This window comes from Methylocystis sp. WRRC1 (assembly GCF_020733155.1).
Classification (GTDB): domain Bacteria; phylum Pseudomonadota; class Alphaproteobacteria; order Rhizobiales; family Beijerinckiaceae; genus Methylocystis.
The window spans coordinates 641034-656078 of sequence record NZ_JAJFZJ010000001.1 but is presented as its reverse complement, the minus strand read 5'-3'; the positions used below and the strand labels follow the sequence as shown (position 1 = coordinate 656078).

Annotated in this window: 14 protein-coding genes and 1 pseudogene; 9 read left to right on the top strand and 6 right to left on the bottom strand. The window is 63.7% G+C overall.

Features of this window, described 5'->3' with window-relative positions; all coding sequences use genetic code 11:
• Nucleotides 1-46 precede the first annotated feature (46 nt).
• A complete protein-coding gene (locus LG047_RS03345) occupies nucleotides 47-523 on the bottom strand; it encodes a tRNA (cytidine(34)-2'-O)-methyltransferase (RefSeq protein ID WP_227965384.1) in 477 nt (158 codons plus the stop codon).
• A gap of 261 nt (nucleotides 524-784) precedes the next feature.
• Here LG047_RS03345 and petA point away from each other — a divergent pair, with 261 nt between their 5' ends.
• From petA to LG047_RS03330, 3 genes are read left to right on the top strand one after another with little or no spacing between them, the layout of a single operon-like run.
• Complete coding sequence (gene petA, locus LG047_RS03340) at nucleotides 785-1318, top strand: ubiquinol-cytochrome c reductase iron-sulfur subunit (RefSeq protein ID WP_036282265.1); 534 nt, start codon at nucleotides 785-787, stop codon at nucleotides 1316-1318.
• A 59-nt stretch (nucleotides 1319-1377) separates the two neighbouring features.
• Nucleotides 1378-2607 carry a cytochrome b/b6 gene (locus LG047_RS03335; RefSeq protein WP_227965382.1) on the top strand — a complete coding sequence of 410 codons (1230 nt, stop codon included), beginning with the start codon at nucleotides 1378-1380 and terminating at the stop codon, nucleotides 2605-2607.
• Between the two features lies 1 nt (nucleotide 2608).
• Complete coding sequence (locus LG047_RS03330) at nucleotides 2609-3502, top strand: cytochrome c1 (protein WP_227965380.1); 894 nt, start codon at nucleotides 2609-2611, stop codon at nucleotides 3500-3502.
• Nucleotides 3503-3519: 17 nt separating this feature from the next.
• Here the strand turns inward: LG047_RS03330 and LG047_RS03325 are convergent, their stop codons facing one another.
• On the bottom strand, nucleotides 3520-4143 hold the full coding sequence (locus LG047_RS03325; protein ID WP_227965378.1) for a MarC family protein: 624 nt from the start codon (nucleotides 4141-4143) through the stop codon (nucleotides 3520-3522).
• Nucleotides 4144-4242: 99 nt separating this feature from the next.
• Here LG047_RS03325 and LG047_RS03320 point away from each other — a divergent pair, with 99 nt between their 5' ends.
• Nucleotides 4243-4725 carry a hypothetical protein gene (locus LG047_RS03320; RefSeq protein WP_227965376.1) on the top strand — a complete coding sequence of 161 codons (483 nt, stop codon included), beginning with the start codon at nucleotides 4243-4245 and terminating at the stop codon, nucleotides 4723-4725.
• A gap of 4 nt (nucleotides 4726-4729) precedes the next feature.
• Here the strand turns inward: LG047_RS03320 and smbP are convergent, their stop codons facing one another.
• On the bottom strand, nucleotides 4730-5086 hold the full coding sequence (smbP, locus tag LG047_RS03315; protein WP_227965374.1) for a small metal-binding protein SmbP: 357 nt from the start codon (nucleotides 5084-5086) through the stop codon (nucleotides 4730-4732).
• A gap of 197 nt (nucleotides 5087-5283) precedes the next feature.
• Here smbP and LG047_RS03310 point away from each other — a divergent pair, with 197 nt between their 5' ends.
• Together LG047_RS03310 and LG047_RS03305 are read left to right on the top strand one after the other, a co-directional pair.
• Nucleotides 5284-6582 (top strand): homoserine dehydrogenase, encoded by a 1299-nt coding sequence (locus LG047_RS03310; protein WP_036287380.1) that lies wholly within the window; start codon nucleotides 5284-5286, stop codon nucleotides 6580-6582.
• Between the two features lie 19 nt (nucleotides 6583-6601).
• A complete protein-coding gene (locus tag LG047_RS03305) occupies nucleotides 6602-7588 on the top strand; it encodes a fructose-bisphosphatase class II family protein (protein WP_227965372.1) in 987 nt (328 codons plus the stop codon).
• An 87-nt stretch (nucleotides 7589-7675) separates the two neighbouring features.
• Here LG047_RS03305 and LG047_RS03300 read toward each other — a convergent pair whose 3' ends face one another.
• On the bottom strand, nucleotides 7676-8161 hold the full coding sequence (locus LG047_RS03300; protein ID WP_084678937.1) for a hypothetical protein: 486 nt from the start codon (nucleotides 8159-8161) through the stop codon (nucleotides 7676-7678).
• 349 nt (nucleotides 8162-8510) lie between these two features.
• On the opposite strand from LG047_RS03300, the gene LG047_RS03295 reads away from it, so the two are divergent.
• The 3 genes and pseudogenes from LG047_RS03295 to LG047_RS03285 all read left to right on the top strand — a co-directional run.
• Nucleotides 8511-9812, top strand: a complete 1302-nt coding sequence (locus LG047_RS03295) for an RsmB/NOP family class I SAM-dependent RNA methyltransferase (protein WP_227965371.1) — start codon at nucleotides 8511-8513, stop codon at nucleotides 9810-9812.
• An 8-nt stretch (nucleotides 9813-9820) separates the two neighbouring features.
• Nucleotides 9821-11425 (top strand): glutamine-hydrolyzing GMP synthase, encoded by a 1605-nt coding sequence (guaA, locus tag LG047_RS03290; protein ID WP_227965369.1) that lies wholly within the window; start codon nucleotides 9821-9823, stop codon nucleotides 11423-11425.
• Between the two features lie 293 nt (nucleotides 11426-11718).
• Nucleotides 11719-12054 (top strand): annotated as a pseudogene (locus tag LG047_RS03285) (Arm DNA-binding domain-containing protein); the annotation flags it as partial.
• 38 nt (nucleotides 12055-12092) lie between these two features.
• Here LG047_RS03285 and LG047_RS03280 read toward each other — a convergent pair.
• Nucleotides 12093-13487, bottom strand: a complete 1395-nt coding sequence (locus tag LG047_RS03280; protein ID WP_227965367.1) for a HAMP domain-containing sensor histidine kinase — start codon at nucleotides 13485-13487, stop codon at nucleotides 12093-12095.
• A complete protein-coding gene (locus LG047_RS03275; RefSeq protein WP_227965366.1) occupies nucleotides 13484-14173 on the bottom strand; it encodes a response regulator transcription factor in 690 nt (229 codons plus the stop codon). The genes LG047_RS03280 and LG047_RS03275 overlap by 4 nt, the downstream gene beginning before the upstream one ends.
• Nucleotides 14174-15045 lie beyond the last annotated feature (872 nt).

Genomic DNA, 15045 nt, shown 5'->3' with positions numbered 1-15045 from the left:
TTTATGCATCGCGCCGCTGTGCGGTCGCACACATCCCTGTCGACAGTCAGTCAGCGCCCAGTTGCCGCAGCGCCTCGCTGAGCACGATGGCGGCCGAGACGGCGACATTGAGGGACCGGGCGCCGGGCCGCATCGGGATTCGCACGGCGATATCGGCGGCGGCGAAGACATCGTCGGGGACGCCGGCCGATTCGCGGCCGACCAGCAACACATCGCCGGGCTGATATGCGCAATCGGCGTAGCTTTTGCTTGCGCGGGTCGAAAGCAGGACGAGGCGGCGGCGGTCGCCAGCCTCGGCGAGGCGGGCTCGCCAGTCCATGAAGGCCGCGAAGGAGACGTGACGCGCAATGGTCACCTGATCGAGGTAGTCCATGCCCGCTCGGCGGAAATCGCGGTCGGCGACGGGAAAGCCGGCCGGCCCGATGATAGCGGCGTCGGCGCCGAGGCAGGCGCATGTCCGCAGCATCGCGCCGGCGTTCTGGGGAATGTCGGGCTGGTAGAGGGCGAGGGTCAGGGGGGTCATTGCGTCGGGTTCCCGCCGCTATCTTGAGAATTTGCGGCAAATCGCCGCGAAAGCCCGGAAAGCCGCGGAGAAAGGCGAAAAATCCCGTGGCGGACTTGTGGACATAGTGCGCAAATTCCGCCACAAATCCCGCCCGCGGGCGCAGACCACAGTTAGCGCCCGCAGCGGCGGACCGCAAAGCGAATCTGGCGCTTGCGGTCAAAACGTGAAACGATTGCGCCGAGCGCGCCTTTAGTCGGAGCAGTTGGGAGAGGGTAGAGCGTGGGCACCAGGGACGTAAGCGCAAAACCGTCGGCGGAGGCGAACCGCCGCGACATTCTCTACATCGCCACAGGGACGGCGGCCGTCGGCGCGGCCGGAGCGGCGGTCTGGCCGCTGATCGCGCAAATGAACCCGGACGCGTCCACGCTGGCTCTGGCCTCAACGGAGGTCGACCTTTCCGCCATTCCCGAAGGTCAGATCGTCACCGTGAAATGGCGCGGCAAGCCGGTCTTCGTTCGCCACCGCACGGCCGAGGAGATCAAGGCCGCCGAGAATGTGGAGCTCTCCGTTCTCCCTGACCCGGAAGCTGATTCGCAGCGCGTCCAGAAACCGGAATGGCTCGTCGTCATCGGCGTTTGCACGCATCTCGGCTGTATTCCGACCGGCAAGGAGGGCGAGTTCGACGGCTGGTTCTGCCCCTGTCACGGCTCGACCTACGACGTCTCGGGCCGCATTCGCAGCGGTCCGGCGCCGACCAATCTCGAGGTGCCGAAATATACCTTCCTGTCGGACACCAAGATCAAGATCGGCTAGGTGAGGCGTAAAACCCTCCCGCCGCCTCCTGTCGCCCGCGACGCATTCGAGAAATTTCCATGAGCGGACATTCGCAATATACGCCCAAGAGCGGCTTCGCCCGTTGGCTGGAGCGCCGGCTGCCGATCATCAGCTTCATGTATGATTCCTTCGTCGCCTATCCGACGCCGAAGAATCTCAACTACATGTGGACCTTCGGGGCGATCCTGTCCTTCATGCTGGTCGCTCAGATCGTGACGGGCGTCGTGCTGGCGATGCACTACACGCCCGAAACGACGCTTGCCTTCGACTCCGTCGAGAAGATCATGCGCGACGTGAACTGGGGCTGGGTGCTGCGTTACGCGCACGCCAACGGCGCCTCGATGTTCTTCCTCGCCGTCTACATCCACATCTTCCGAGGCATGTATTACGGCTCATACAAGGAGCCGCGCGAGGTGCTCTGGATTTTGGGCGTCGTCATCTTCATGGTCATGATGGCGACGGGCTTCCTCGGCTATGTGCTGCCCTGGGGCCAGATGTCGTTCTGGGCCGCGACCGTCATCACCAATCTCTTCTCGGCCATCCCGGTCGTCGGAACCTCGATCACAACCTGGCTGCTCGGCGGCTATTCGGTCGACAATCCGACGCTGAACCGCTTCTTCGCCCTGCATTACCTCTTGCCCTTCATCATCGTCGCGATCGTGGCCCTGCACGTCTGGGCGCTGCATGTGACGGGGCAGAACAATCCGGCGGGCGTCGAGGTGAAGGACGTCGAGAAGGAAACCGTTCCCTTCACGCCCTACGCCACCATGAAGGACGGTTTCGCGATCGGGGCCTTCCTCGTTCTCTATGCCTGGATGACCTTCTTCGTGCCGAATTACCTTGGCCATCCCGACAATTACATCGAGGCCAATCCGCTGGTGACGCCGCCGCATATCGTGCCGGAATGGTATTTCCTGCCGTTCTACGCGATCCTGCGCGCGATACCGAACAAGCTGCTTGGCGTCATTGCGTTGTTCCTGTCGATTCTCATCACGGCGGCGCTGCCCTGGCTCGACACTTCGAAGGTCAAGTCGGCGACCTATCGTCCCGTCTTCCGCAAGCTGTACTGGGTGTTCGTCGCCGTCTGCATCGGGCTCGGCTATCTCGGCGCGCAGCCGGCTGAGGGCGTCTATCTCTGGGCCGCGCGTATCCTTGCGACCTATTATTTCCTGCACTTCCTGGTGATTCTGCCGTTGCTCGGCAAGCGGGAGAAGCCCGATCCGGTGCCCGAGTCGATCGAGGCCGCCGTCGCGAGCCGGGGAGCCTGACATGCTTGATGCGCGAAAGAACGCCGAACAGGATCCGTCGATGAAGCGCCGACTGACTTTCTCTCTCATTTCGGGCGTCGCTCTGGCGCTTGCCGCGTTGGCCGCCCCCGCCCATGCGAGCGATAGCCCGAAGCATGAGGAAAAACCTAATCGGCAAGAGTGGAGCTTCGCGGGCGTCTTCGGCCGCTACGACAAGGCGCAATTGCGCCGAGGCTTCAAGGTCTACAAGGAAGTCTGCTCCAGCTGCCACTCGATCAAGATGCTCGCCTTCCGCAACCTCGGCCAGCCGGGCGGACCGGAGTTTTCCGAGAAGGAAGTTGCGGAGCTTGCCGCGAGCTACAAGATCAAGGACGGTCCGAACGACACGGGCGAATATTTCGACCGTCCCGGCCGTCCCAGCGACCGTTTCCCGCCGCCCTTCGCGAATGAACAGGCGGCGCGCGCGGCGATGTCGGGCGCCTATCCGCCGGACATGTCGGTGCTCGCAAAGGCGCGCGGTTATTCGCGGGGCTTCCCGACCTTTCTCTTCGACGCGTTGCCGGGCCTCGCCTATCAGGAGCACGGGGTCGATTACATCGTCTCGCTGATGGAGGGTTATTCGGACCCGCCGCCGGATGTGAAGCTGCCCGCCGGCCAGTTCTACGATCCTTACGTGCCGGGTCGCCGCATCGGCATGCCGCCGCCGCTCGCCGATGGATCGGTGACCTATGACGACGGCGCGCCGCAGACGATCGATCAATACTCAAAGGACGTCGCAGCCTTCCTGATGTGGGTAGCGGAACCGCATCTGGAGACGCGCAAGCGCATCGGCCTCGGCGTCCTGTCCTTCCTGATCGTGTTCGCCGGCTTGCTCTATTTCACCAAGCGCAAGATCTGGTCGAACGTGGCGCATTGAGCTTAGGGGGCGCGGGCTTAAAGAAGGCTGCGCGCCCCATCCATGACGAACTGCACGGCAAGCGACGCGAGGATCACGCCGAGCAGCTTGGCCATGACGATATTGACCGAGGTCCCAAAGACGCGTTCGACGCGTCCGGCCAAAATGCAGACCAGAAAAGAGATCGCGATCACCACAGCGATCGCGCCCAACAGGCCGGCAAGCCGCGTGGGGTCTCCGGCCATCTTTCCCGCGATCAGCAAGGTTGCCGTGATGGCGCCCGGTCCCGCCATCAGGGGGATCGCGAGCGGGAAGGCGGCAATGTGACGGCCGTTTTCCTCGACCGCCTGCGCAGCGGCGTCCGCCTCCCGACGGATGCGCACGCCGAGCACCATTTCAGACGCGATGGAAAACAAGAGGAGCCCGCCGGCGATATGGAAGGCGGGCAGGGTGATGCCCATTGCGTGAAGCAGCCGCTCGCCCCCGAGCGCCGCGCCGGCGAGAATCACGAAGGCGTAGAAACAGGCGCGGGCTGCGATTCGCGCGCGCGAACGCTCGCCGCGTCCGGCCGTCGCGGCGAGAAAGATCGGCGCGAGGCCGAGCGGCTCCACCACGACGAGCAGGGTGACAAAAGCTTTCGCGAGCTCGTTGAAATCGGTCACTGGCGTCCTCTCGCCAAATTCTGCGCGATGACGGATCGTTTAGCCTGTATCCGGCGTTTTCTCCTTGATAGAAGACAGATGTCTCTCATAGGAACGCCGATGAAAATCAGCCATATTTTTGCTTGCTCCATCGCCTTTTTCACCAGCTTGCCGCTCGCCTGGGGCGGGGAGAAAAACAACTCGACTGCTTCCGCAGTCATTTCAGGAGTGGAGGCGCGCCTGTTTTACGAGGGAACGGGAATCCTCTCCGACAATATAGCGTCTCCGGCGCCCTTTAACGGCTGGAACACCATGATCGGCGAGGGCGACGCCAAACAGCCGGCGAATGACCTCATCGTTACCGTGTCCCTGACCAGCACGCCGGCCGAGGCCAATGTGAAGGGACCGCTGATCATCTCCGTCGTCAACGAGAAGGGGCGCACCATCGCCAGCCGCAAGTTCAAGTCCCTGTTCTTCAAGGATGGCAAGGCGGTGAAGGCGCTGTACCTTCGAGACGCCGCCTGTATAGGCAAGGTCACCCTCAAGGCGCGCCTCGGCGCTCAGGAGCGCATCGGCAATATCGAGCTGAATTGCGGCGACTGACGCCTTACCTGATCTTTTTCAATTCTGTCAGCGCGTCGACCGAATGTTTCGTTGCGCTGGCGACGTCCCCGAAGCGCGCGCGCATCTCCGCCTTTCGCAGGTGGCGGATCGCGTTGTGCAGCAGCTTGTTCGCGGCGCGGTCCATTTCGACCGCCTTCTCGTGCAGAGCCTCGCGGGCGTGGCCAAGCGCGCTCGAGACATGGACGAGGATTTCCTCGGCGTCGCCCTTCGCGCCGTCTTCGATCGCCTCCCGAGCGTGCTCCATGGCGGCTTCCACATGCACGCCGACGCCCGCCTGCGCGCAGATCGGCGAGAAAGCGACGAAAAATCCGATGACAGCCGTCGCGCTCCAGTGCTTCATGCCGACATCCTCCTCCAAATGATCTCCATGCCCGGTTTTCGGGCCACGTCCTAAGGGTGGGGCGCGAGCCTGGCCGGGACAAGCCTCGCCATGCGTTCGCGGCGAGCTTCCTTGATCCCCCTCGCGAAATCGGGCACAAGGCCATCTCGTCCCCGGCCGCTGCGGCCGATTCAGGTTTTTTCCCGGAAAGAGTCGAAATGTCGGAGATTTTGCGCGTCGGCATCGCGGGGCTCGGCACCGTCGGCGCGGCGGTGGCGCGGCTTCTCCATCGGCAGGCGGACGCGCTCACTGCGCGCACGGGCCGCCGCATCGTGGTTACGGGCGTTTCGGCCCGCAATCCGGAGAAGGAGCGCGACGCGGACCTTTCCGGCGCGGAATTCTTCCATGATCCGGTGAAGCTCGCCGCCTCCGGGAATATCGATCTCTTCGTCGAGCTGATCGGCGGCTCCGAGGGCGCCGCCCGCGCCAGCGTCGAGACCGCTCTCGCCCATGGCAAATCCGTCGTCACGGCCAACAAGGCGCTGCTCGCCGCTCATGGGCTGCATCTCAGCCAGCTTGCGGAGGAGAAGCATGTCGCGCTCGCCTTCGAGGCGTCGGTCGCCGGCGGCATTCCGATCGTCAAGACGCTGCGCGAGGGGCTCGCCGGCAATTCGATCGAGCGAGTCTACGGCATTCTCAACGGCACCTGTAATTATATCCTCTCACGAATGGAGCGCGAACAGCTTTCCTTCGAGGAATGTCTCGCCGAGGCGCAAAAGCTCGGCTATGCGGAGGCTGATCCGACCTTCGACATCGGCGGTTTCGACACCGCGCACAAGCTGTCGATCCTCACCTCGCTCGCCTTCGGCGCCCGCATCGCCGCACAGGCGATCGACATCGAGGGGATCGAGAGCGTTTCGCTCGCGGACATCGAAGCCGCCGACGAACTGGGCTTCCGTATCAAGCTGCTCGGCGTCGCGCAGCGCACGGCGGACGGCGTCGAGCAGCGCGTGCACCCAACCATGGTGAGCAAGAATTCCGCAATCGCGCAGGTGATGGGCGTGCTCAACGCCGTCACCATCGACGCCGACGCGGTGCATGAACTTACGCTCGTCGGCCCTGGCGCCGGCGGCGACGCCACCGCCTCCGCGGTCGTCGCGGATATCGCGGACATCGCGAGGGGCGTGCGCTCGGCGCCTTTCGGCCTGCCGTCGGCGCAGCTCACCGAATTGAAGCGCACGCCGATGCGTCGGCACGAGGGCGGCTATTACATCCGCATGTCGGTGCGCGATGTGGCGGGCGCCTTCGCCAAGATCGCGACGCGCATGGCGGAGCGCGGCATCTCGCTCGACAGCATCATGCAGCGCGGCAGCCGCGGCGCGCCCGGGGCGTGCGTCGACGTCATTCTCATCACCCATGCGACGAGCGAGCATCTGGTGCGCGAGGCGCTGGACCATATTTTCCAGGATGGCACGATCGTGTCGCGCGCGCAGGTCATCCGCATCGAGCGCGAATAGTTCCGGAGGCGACCGAGCCATGGCGCAACAGCCCGCCTTCGACCAGAAGTCGATCGACCGCTTTCTCACCATCGAGCTTGCGCGCGCGACCGAGCGCGCCGCCGTGGCGGCCGCGCGCCTGCGTGGGCGCGGCGACGAGATGGCGGCGGACCGCGCAGCGGTCGAGGCGATGCACGAGGAACTCGCCCGTCTTCCCGTGCGGGGGCGCGTCGCCATAGGCGAAGGGGAGAGGGAGGCGGAGCCGCTTCTCTATGTCGGCGAGGAGATCGGCGCCGCTGCAGGACCGAATTACGATCTCGCCGTCGCTCCGATCGAAGGCGCGACGCTTTGCGCCAAGGACATGTCCGGTTGCGTCTCCATCGCCGCCGCGGCGGCCGCCGGGGCGCTGCTTCATGCGCCCGACGCTTACATGGACAAGATCGCCATCGGCTCCGGCTATCCCGAGGGCGTCGTCGATCTCGATCGCGAGCCCGCGGAAAATATTCATGCCCTCGCCGCGGCCAAGGGCGTGGTGCCGGGCGAGATCACAGTCTGCATCCTCGACCGTCCGCGCCATGCGCAGCTCATCTCCAAATGCCGCAAGGCCGGAGCCTGTGTGCGGCTAATCTCGGACGGCGACGTGGCCGGCATCATCTTCACCACCGATCCCGCAGAGACGGGCGTGGACATGTATCTCGGCCGCGGCGGCGCCTCGGAGGGCGTTCTGGCGGCGGCGGTCCTTCGCTGCGCCGGCGGCCAGATGCAGGGGCGGCTCGTGCTGGAGACGGGCGAACAGATGGCCCGCGCGGCGCGTCACGGCATCACCGACCCGCGGAAAAAATATGGCGTCCGGGAGATGGTGTCCGGCGATGTCGTGGTCTGCGTGACGGGCGTCACCGACGGTCCGCTCGTCGACGGCGTCGTCTTCGGCAAGGGCTTCATTCGCACCGAAACGCTCGTCTACCGTTCCGCGACCGGCACGGTTCGCTGTATCGGCGCGCGCCGGCGCGTTTCGGGCGGCGATTGACGCGCGGGCGCGATCGGCGTTTGCCGAAATGATCTGCTGACGGAGAACGGGGCCGCATCCAGGCATGGATCGTGGCCCCTTCTTTCATCACATCGGCGTCTGGCCGCTGGGCGGCATGCCCGGCGCCCCGAGATTGCTGCCCGGATTCCCGCCATGCGAGAAGCTCGGCGGCGCGCTGTGATAGCCCGGATTATGCGTCAACGGCGGCGGCCCGCCGTAGCCAGGGCGCCCTGACGGGGGCGCTATCTCGTTTCCGCGGCTGCCGAGCGGCGGCATGCCGGGACCGGCAATGTGGCCGATCGGCGGCGCGACCGGCCCGCCATGCGGGCCGTAATTCGGGCGCCCGCCGTCGTAGCCGTGGCGTCCGTAGCCGTAGCCCCGGCGATAGCCGTAGCCCGGACCATAATCACGATAGCCGTAGCCCCGGCCGTAACCGCCATAGCCATAGCCGCCGTAACCACCGCCATAGCCGCCATAGTAACCGCCGCCGTAACCGTCGTAGCCGCCCGTGGGCCCGCAACCGGCGAGCGCGCCGGCCGCAAGCAAAATTGCCCAACGCAAATGTTTCGACATGCCCAAATTGCTCCTTTGCGCTCGACTATCGCGCACAGGATACATTCCGCGACGTCTGGTGAACTCGAAGTGAACGACGCAAGGCGATCAAAGCCGCCGACGGCGCTGCGCCGTCATTTCTCGAGGGCGGATCCTGTTTCGAAGAGTTCATCCATCGAACAGTTTCGTCGCACCACTTAGACTTAGCCAGTAACTCGCGTACACACAACCCGCTTCGAATCGGCATTCGCCGCCAAGGATATCTCCGGACTCGCAAGTTCATCGAGACGTCTCGCGACCCCTGTCTCCTTTATGGGCGCCTCCCGGCGACAAGGTTGCAGGCCGGCCTTTCCGGCCTTATCGAGTTACAATGACTCCCGCAGCCCATGTCTCCGCCGCGATCGAAATTCTCGACGCTCTTGCCCGACGCCGCCGGCCTGTCGTTGACGCGCTGAAGGAGTGGGGCGTCTCGCATCGTTTTGCGGGCTCGAAGGATCGCGCCGCCATCGCGAGCCTCGTCTTCGACGCGCTGCGCAAGGCATCCTCGGCCAGCCATGTGATGGGCGCCGACACGCCGCGCGCGCAGATGCTCGGGGCGCTGCGCGAGGCGAGGGGGATGGACGCCGCCGCCATATCGGCGCTCTGCACCGGCGAGCGCCATGCGCCGCCGCCGCTATCGGACGAGGAGCGCGCGCGGCTGGAAAGCGCCACGCTAGCCGACGCGCCCGACCATGTGCGCGGCGACTATCCTGAATGGCTCGCCGATCGATTTGCGAGCGCTTTCGGATCACGCGCGGCGGAGGAGGGCGCCGCGCTCGCGGCCCGCGCGCCGGTCGATCTGCGCGTCAATATTCTCAAGGGCTCCCGCGATCAGGCGCTGGAGAAGCTCGCGCATCTTTCGCCTGCGCCGACGCCGCTCTCGCCAATCGGTCTTCGCATCGAGGTCGGGCAGGGGCGCGGCCCTGCGCTCACGGCCGAGACGGCCTATGTGAAGGGATTTGTGGAGCCGCAGGACGAAGCCTCGCAACTGGCGTCCCTCCTTTGCGCCGCCAGCCCGGGCGAGCAGGTTCTCGACCTTTGCGCCGGCGGCGGCGGCAAGGCGCTGGCGCTCGCCGGGCAGATGCACAATCGCGGGCAACTCTACGCCTATGATTCGGATGGCCGGCGCCTCATGCCGATTCACGAGCGGCTGGAGCGCGCCGGGGCCCGCAACATCCAGGTCCGCGCCCCGCGCGGCAAGGCCGACGTGCTCGCGGACCTCGAAGGCCGCTGCGACCTCGTGCTGATCGACGCGCCCTGCACCGGCACGGGCACCTGGCGGCGTCATCCCGACGCCAAATGGCGCCTCGCGCCCGGCGCGCTGGAGCTTCGCCTGAAGGAGCAGGCCACGCTGCTGGAGCAGGCGGTGCGCTTCGTCAAGCCGGGCGGCCGGCTCGCCTATGTGACCTGCTCTGTCCTGCTCGAGGAGGATGAGGAGCAGATCGCCGTCTTCCTCGGCTCCCATTCGGACTTCATGGCGCTTTCCGGCGCGGAAATGGCCGATAACGCCGGGCTTCCGGAGCTTGCCCGCTACGCCTCACCCCACGGCCCCGGGCTGCGCTTGTCGCCGGCGACGAGCGGGACGGACGGGTTTTATGTTGCGTTGTTGCAAAGGAGCGGGCCAATCCCGTAAGGCAGGGCATGACCACCGCCACAGAAACATTCCACCACGACATCGCCGATCGCCACGACAAGGTCCTGATCGTCGATTTTGGTTCGCAGGTTACGCAGCTCATCGCGCGCCGCGTGCGCGAGGCCGGAGTCTATTGCGAAATCGCGCCGTTCCAGAACGCCGAACGCGCCTTCGCGGATATTCGCCCCAAGGCGGTGATTCTCTCCGGCGGCCCGTGTTCCGTCACCGACGAAGGCTCTCCCCGCGCGCCGCAGTCAATTTTCGAATCCGGCGTTCCGGTGCTTGGCATCTGCTACGGTGAGCAGACGATGGCGACGCAGCTCGGCGGCAAGGTAGAAGCTGGCCATCATCGCGAATTTGGCCGCGCCGACATCACCGCGCTGGAGAGTAGCGCGCTATTCGACGGAGTCTGGGAAAAGGGAACGAGCCACACGGTCTGGATGAGCCACGGCGACCGCGTCACGAAGCTGCCGGACGGCTTCCGCGTCATCGCGGCTTCCGGGAACGCGCCGATGGCCGCCATCGCAGACGAGAAGCGCCGCTATTATGGCGTGCAGTTCCATCTCGAAGTCGTGCACACGCCCGACGGCGCGAAGCTTCTCTCTAACTTCGTGCACAAGGTTGCGGGGCTCAAGTCCGATTGGACCATGGCGGCCTTCCGGCAGGAGGCGATCGCCGCGATCCGTCATCAGGTCGGCGACGGTCGCGTGCTTTGCGGGCTTTCGGGCGGCGTCGACAGCGCCGTCGCCGCGGTGCTGATCCACGAGGCGATCGGCGATCGACTCACCTGCGTCTTCGTCGATCACGGCCTGTTGCGCCTCGGCGAAGCGGAGGAAGTCGTCAGTCTCTTTCGCGACCACTACAATATTCCGCTGCATCACGTCGAAGCGGCGGACCTTTTCCTCGGCGCGCTTGAAGGCGTCGAAGATCCCGAGGTGAAGCGCAAGACCATCGGGCGTCTCTTCATCGAGACGTTCGAGGCCGAGGCGATGAAGATTGCGCAGGACGGGCGCGGCGCGCCGCAGTTCCTCGCACAAGGCACGCTCTATCCGGACGTGATCGAGAGCGTTTCCTTCACCGGCGGACCGTCGGTGACCATCAAGTCGCATCACAATGTTGGCGGCCTGCCGGAGCGCATGAACATGGCGCTGGTGGAGCCGCTGCGCGAACTCTTCAAGGACGAGGTGCGCGCGCTGGGCCGTGAACTCGGACTGCCGGAAGCCTTCGTCGGGCGCCATCCCTTCCCGGGACCGGGCCTCGCGATCCGCTGCCCCGGCCTCATCACGCGCGAGAAGCTCGACATTCTGCGCAAGGCCGACGCCGTGTATCTCGACGAGATCCGCAAGGCGGGTCTTTACGATGAAATCTGGCAAGCCTTCGCCGCGCTGCTGCCGGTGCGCAGCGTCGGCGTGATGGGCGACGGCCGCACATACGATTACGTGCTGGCCCTGCGCGCCGTGACGAGCAGTGACGGCATGACTGCGGATTTCTATCCCTTCGACATGAACTTCCTTGGCCGCGCCGCGACGCGCATCATCAATGAAGTGAAGGGCGTCAATCGCGTCGTCTACGACGTGACATCGAAGCCGCCGGGGACGATCGAGTGGGAATAATCTTTGCCCATCCGAGGGTATCCGGAACTACGCCACCGTGCGACGCAACTACCTGAAAAAAATAAATAATCCTGCCGATGCCTATCGGGGGCTATCGGTGGGCATGAATCGCGTCTGGCGGCCTCGCTGACGGACCTCGCTCCCATTGATCAACCAGAAAATCGAAAGTACCGTCACGGCAAATGAGGCTCGTGACGGTACTTTTTTTGATCTAACGCACTGAATAGTAATTTTTTTCACCGCCACGAGCCTCCGAAAACCGCGTGACGGTACTTTTCGCGAGGTGGCTCAGCATGTTGACCGATGCAGCGCTCAAGGCTCTGAGACCTAGAGAGAAAATGTTCAAGGTGACCGACCGGGACGGCATGTATGTGCGCGTGGCACCGTCTGGCGCTATCTCCTTCAGGCTCGACTATCGGCTGAACGGCAGGCGGGAGACCGTCTATCTCTGCAAGTACGCCCGAGACGGGATCTCGCTCGCCCGGGCTCGCGAACTATGCCTAGACGCGCGCCGGGCGATCGCAGAGGGGCGGTCCCCCGCCATCGAGAAGCAGCGGGAAAAGCGCCGGATCAAGGAAGCCAAGATTTTCGGCGAGTTCTATGACCCGGGGCGGCCATTCGCGTCAGCTGCTCTCAAAGTCAAGTATGTGTAGCGGCCAAGTTGTTGTTACGGCGATAGAAGCTCAGGGCATCGTGCTCCAGCTGCCGCGAACGACAGCCGGAAGGTTGCACCTCCACCCGGCGTTCCAATCGCCTCAATCGCCCCGTGGTGTTTGTCCATCAGCTCTTTCGCGATGGCGAGACCAAGGCCCGACCCCGGCGTCTCCTCGCTCCCCCGCCAGAATGGTTCGAATATCTTGTCGCGAGTGTTGGGGGGTATCCCTTGTCCGTGGTCCGCGACTTCGACCACGCCTTCGGCGTAGATTCGCACGACGACCGCGCCACCGTGAGGTTCGGCGCGTAAGGCGTTGTCGATGAGGTTGCTCAAGATGCATTCGATCGCGCGCTGGTTCCCTTTGACGCGCGCTTCGGTGACAGCCGGCTCGAAGTCGATTCGTCGATCGAGATCGACCGCGAGACGAAAATAGCCAGCGATTACCTGCTTTGCGACCCCGACAAGATCGACGACCTGATCGAGCGGCGCTTGGCGTTCGGTCAGCCGCATCGCTATAAGCATTTGCTCGACTGTTGCGCGAAGTTGGCTCGCTTCGCTCAGCAAATTGCTCCGCAGCGGCGACTCTTCCGCATTGTCCAGTTGCGCGCGCATGATCGCCAAAGGCGTGCGCAATTCGTGCGCCGCATTGGCGAGAAAGCGGCGCTGTCGCGCGACGCCGGCGCTAACGCGGTGCAAAGCCTCGTTGACGGCGTCAACCAGCGGGGCGATTTCCGCAGGTGCAACATCGGCCGGGAGGCGTTGATTGAGCGAGTCCATGTCGATCAACGCCGCTTCACGCGTTGCGTCGCGCAATGGCGTAAGGCCTTGGCGAACAGCGAACCAAGCCACCCCCGCTGATATGAAGCCAGCAATGAGGAGATAGGCGGCAACGTCGTAAAAATCATGACGCATTGCATAAAAAATGTCGTCCCAACGGAAGCGCTGTCGATACATTGCAATGTAAAAGCGGCCATGGGGCGTCGGTCGGGGCCGCATAAACCCCAGCGGCGGCAGGCCCGGGTCACCCGGCAGGACGAAGTGCGAATGCGACGAACTCACGAGCACCATCTCCTTCAAGGCTGAAACCAGTTCGGGATAAGAGCCCTCCACAGGCGCTCGGGTGTGAAAATCGAAAGCGGCGAATTTCAGCAGGGGCGCGCGCGCCATTTCGGTTTGAAGCGCCTCTGTCGGTTCAATGCGAAAGCCCGTGCCCTTATCTAGCTTCAATGAATCTATAATCAGCGCCTCCGTGCGAGGAACCGCGAGCTCATCCCACGATCCGGCGAACATCTCGACACCGGCGAAGCCGAGAAACACAGTCACGAGCCAGGCGATACAAAAGGCGAAAACTTGCGCGATCGTGAGAAATACGACGGTCCGCAGTGCAAGTGAGGAGCGCGCCTTCACGCGCTTGTCGTCCCCTTGGCCCGGCATATCATGTAGCCGAGGCCCCGTGCGGCATGAATTTCCACATCAGCGCCCAGTTCATCCAGGCGCAGTCTCAATCGCGACACTAGCGCCGTCAGCGCGTGCTCCTGTACATCGTCCCCTTCACCGTAGATGCGGACGTTCAATGTTTCGCGCGGTACAACGCAATTCAGATTAGTGACAAGCGCTTCCAGCAAGGCGAGCTCCCGGCGCAAAAAGACTGCCGGCGCGCTCGCCACGGTCACTCTGCGGGATCGCAGATCGAAAGTGAGCTTGCCAAGAGACACGCTATGCGCCTGATCACTACCCTGACTGCGCAGATGCGCGCGTATGCGCGCCATCATCTCGTCAAGATCAATCGGCTTCGTCAAATAGTCATCGGCCCCAGCGTCGAGCCCTTCGATCCTGTCGTCGACGGCGTCGAGGGCAGTGAGTATCATGATACGAATATTCGTTCGCTGTTTGCGAAAACGCGGAATGAGCGACATGCCGTCACCGTCCGGAAGACGACGGTCAAGCATGGCAAGCGCGTGTGACCGTGTATCGAAAACTGAAATCGCCTCAGCGATCGTCGCTGCCTGATCCACATCGTATCCGCTTTGCCCTAACTTAAGGGCGATCTCATTCGCCAATCTCGATTGATCTTCAATCAAGAGAATTCTCATGGGCGCCGCTCCCAATTCTCTGTCTGCAGACCATTACAATGCCAAGAACGTAATTCTTGCAAGCCGCGCCGGAAATTGATGAGGCTGACGCCTGTGGCGCCGATGCAACAAGAGGAACAATTTTTTCCCCAAGGCTACGATATGAGGTTCACATGATCTTTGCGCCTTAAGCTTGTCTATGGCCAGAATGGCCGGATGGATTTGCGACAGAGGGCGTCCGATAATGTTTGGACAGAGGAGAGCCAAGGCTTGGGGAGCGCGTCAGGCGATTTCCCGGCTCGTCGGCATTTTCCTCGCAGTCATGCTCTGTTCGCAGCTAACCGCATTTGATGCGTGCCCTGCGTCCCCAACACAGCCGGGAGTTGAGGCATCGACGGTCCCGTCGACCGCTGACTGCAATTCGCATGTCCTAGGCGGCGGTCGCTCCGATAGCGGCAAGGGCCACGGAGCCACCTGTTGCCTGCTATGCGACGCCCGTGGTTTCGACCCGGCCATACAGCCTGCGGAAAGCCTCGGCGATGCGATTGTCGTCCCGTCGGATCGAGCGTTGCCGGCATGGAAACGACGTCCGGAGATCCTCGCTCCATTTCCGATCGGATGGAAGACTTCCTGGTCCGCACAGGCGCCGCCCGCGATCGCCTAAAGCGACTGAGCGTTCGCCTTTTTGTCCTGCGCCGCGCAGGCTTCCAACATCTCCACAGGAATTCACATGTCCCGATCGCACCTTTCGTGCGGCGCTTCGGTTGCCGTTCTATGTCTGATCCTCGCCGAGTCGGTCAACGCTCAGCAGTCTTTGCCGATAATCGACGTTGGCGGCGCTCGCCAACGCACTGTCCGTCCGGTTCCATCCGGTCGGCCCTCGAGTGCAACGG

Coding starts and splice junctions, on each gene's coding strand:
- LG047_RS03310 (WP_036287380.1), top strand. CDS start 5,284: ATGTCGGAGATTTTGCGCGTCGGCATCGCGGGGCTCGGCACCGTCGGC.
- LG047_RS03335 (WP_227965382.1), top strand. CDS start 1,378: ATGAGCGGACATTCGCAATATACGCCCAAGAGCGGCTTCGCCCGTTGG.
- LG047_RS03345 (WP_227965384.1), bottom strand. CDS start 523: ATGACCCCCCTGACCCTCGCCCTCTACCAGCCCGACATTCCCCAGAAC.
- LG047_RS03295 (WP_227965371.1), top strand. CDS start 8,511: ATGACTCCCGCAGCCCATGTCTCCGCCGCGATCGAAATTCTCGACGCT.
- LG047_RS03275 (WP_227965366.1), bottom strand. CDS start 14,173: ATGAGAATTCTCTTGATTGAAGATCAATCGAGATTGGCGAATGAGATC.
- LG047_RS03330 (WP_227965380.1), top strand. CDS start 2,609: ATGCTTGATGCGCGAAAGAACGCCGAACAGGATCCGTCGATGAAGCGC.
- LG047_RS03305 (WP_227965372.1), top strand. CDS start 6,602: ATGGCGCAACAGCCCGCCTTCGACCAGAAGTCGATCGACCGCTTTCTC.
- LG047_RS03300 (WP_084678937.1), bottom strand. CDS start 8,161: ATGTCGAAACATTTGCGTTGGGCAATTTTGCTTGCGGCCGGCGCGCTC.
- guaA (WP_227965369.1), top strand. CDS start 9,821: ATGACCACCGCCACAGAAACATTCCACCACGACATCGCCGATCGCCAC.
- smbP (WP_227965374.1), bottom strand. CDS start 5,086: ATGAAGCACTGGAGCGCGACGGCTGTCATCGGATTTTTCGTCGCTTTC.
- LG047_RS03320 (WP_227965376.1), top strand. CDS start 4,243: ATGAAAATCAGCCATATTTTTGCTTGCTCCATCGCCTTTTTCACCAGC.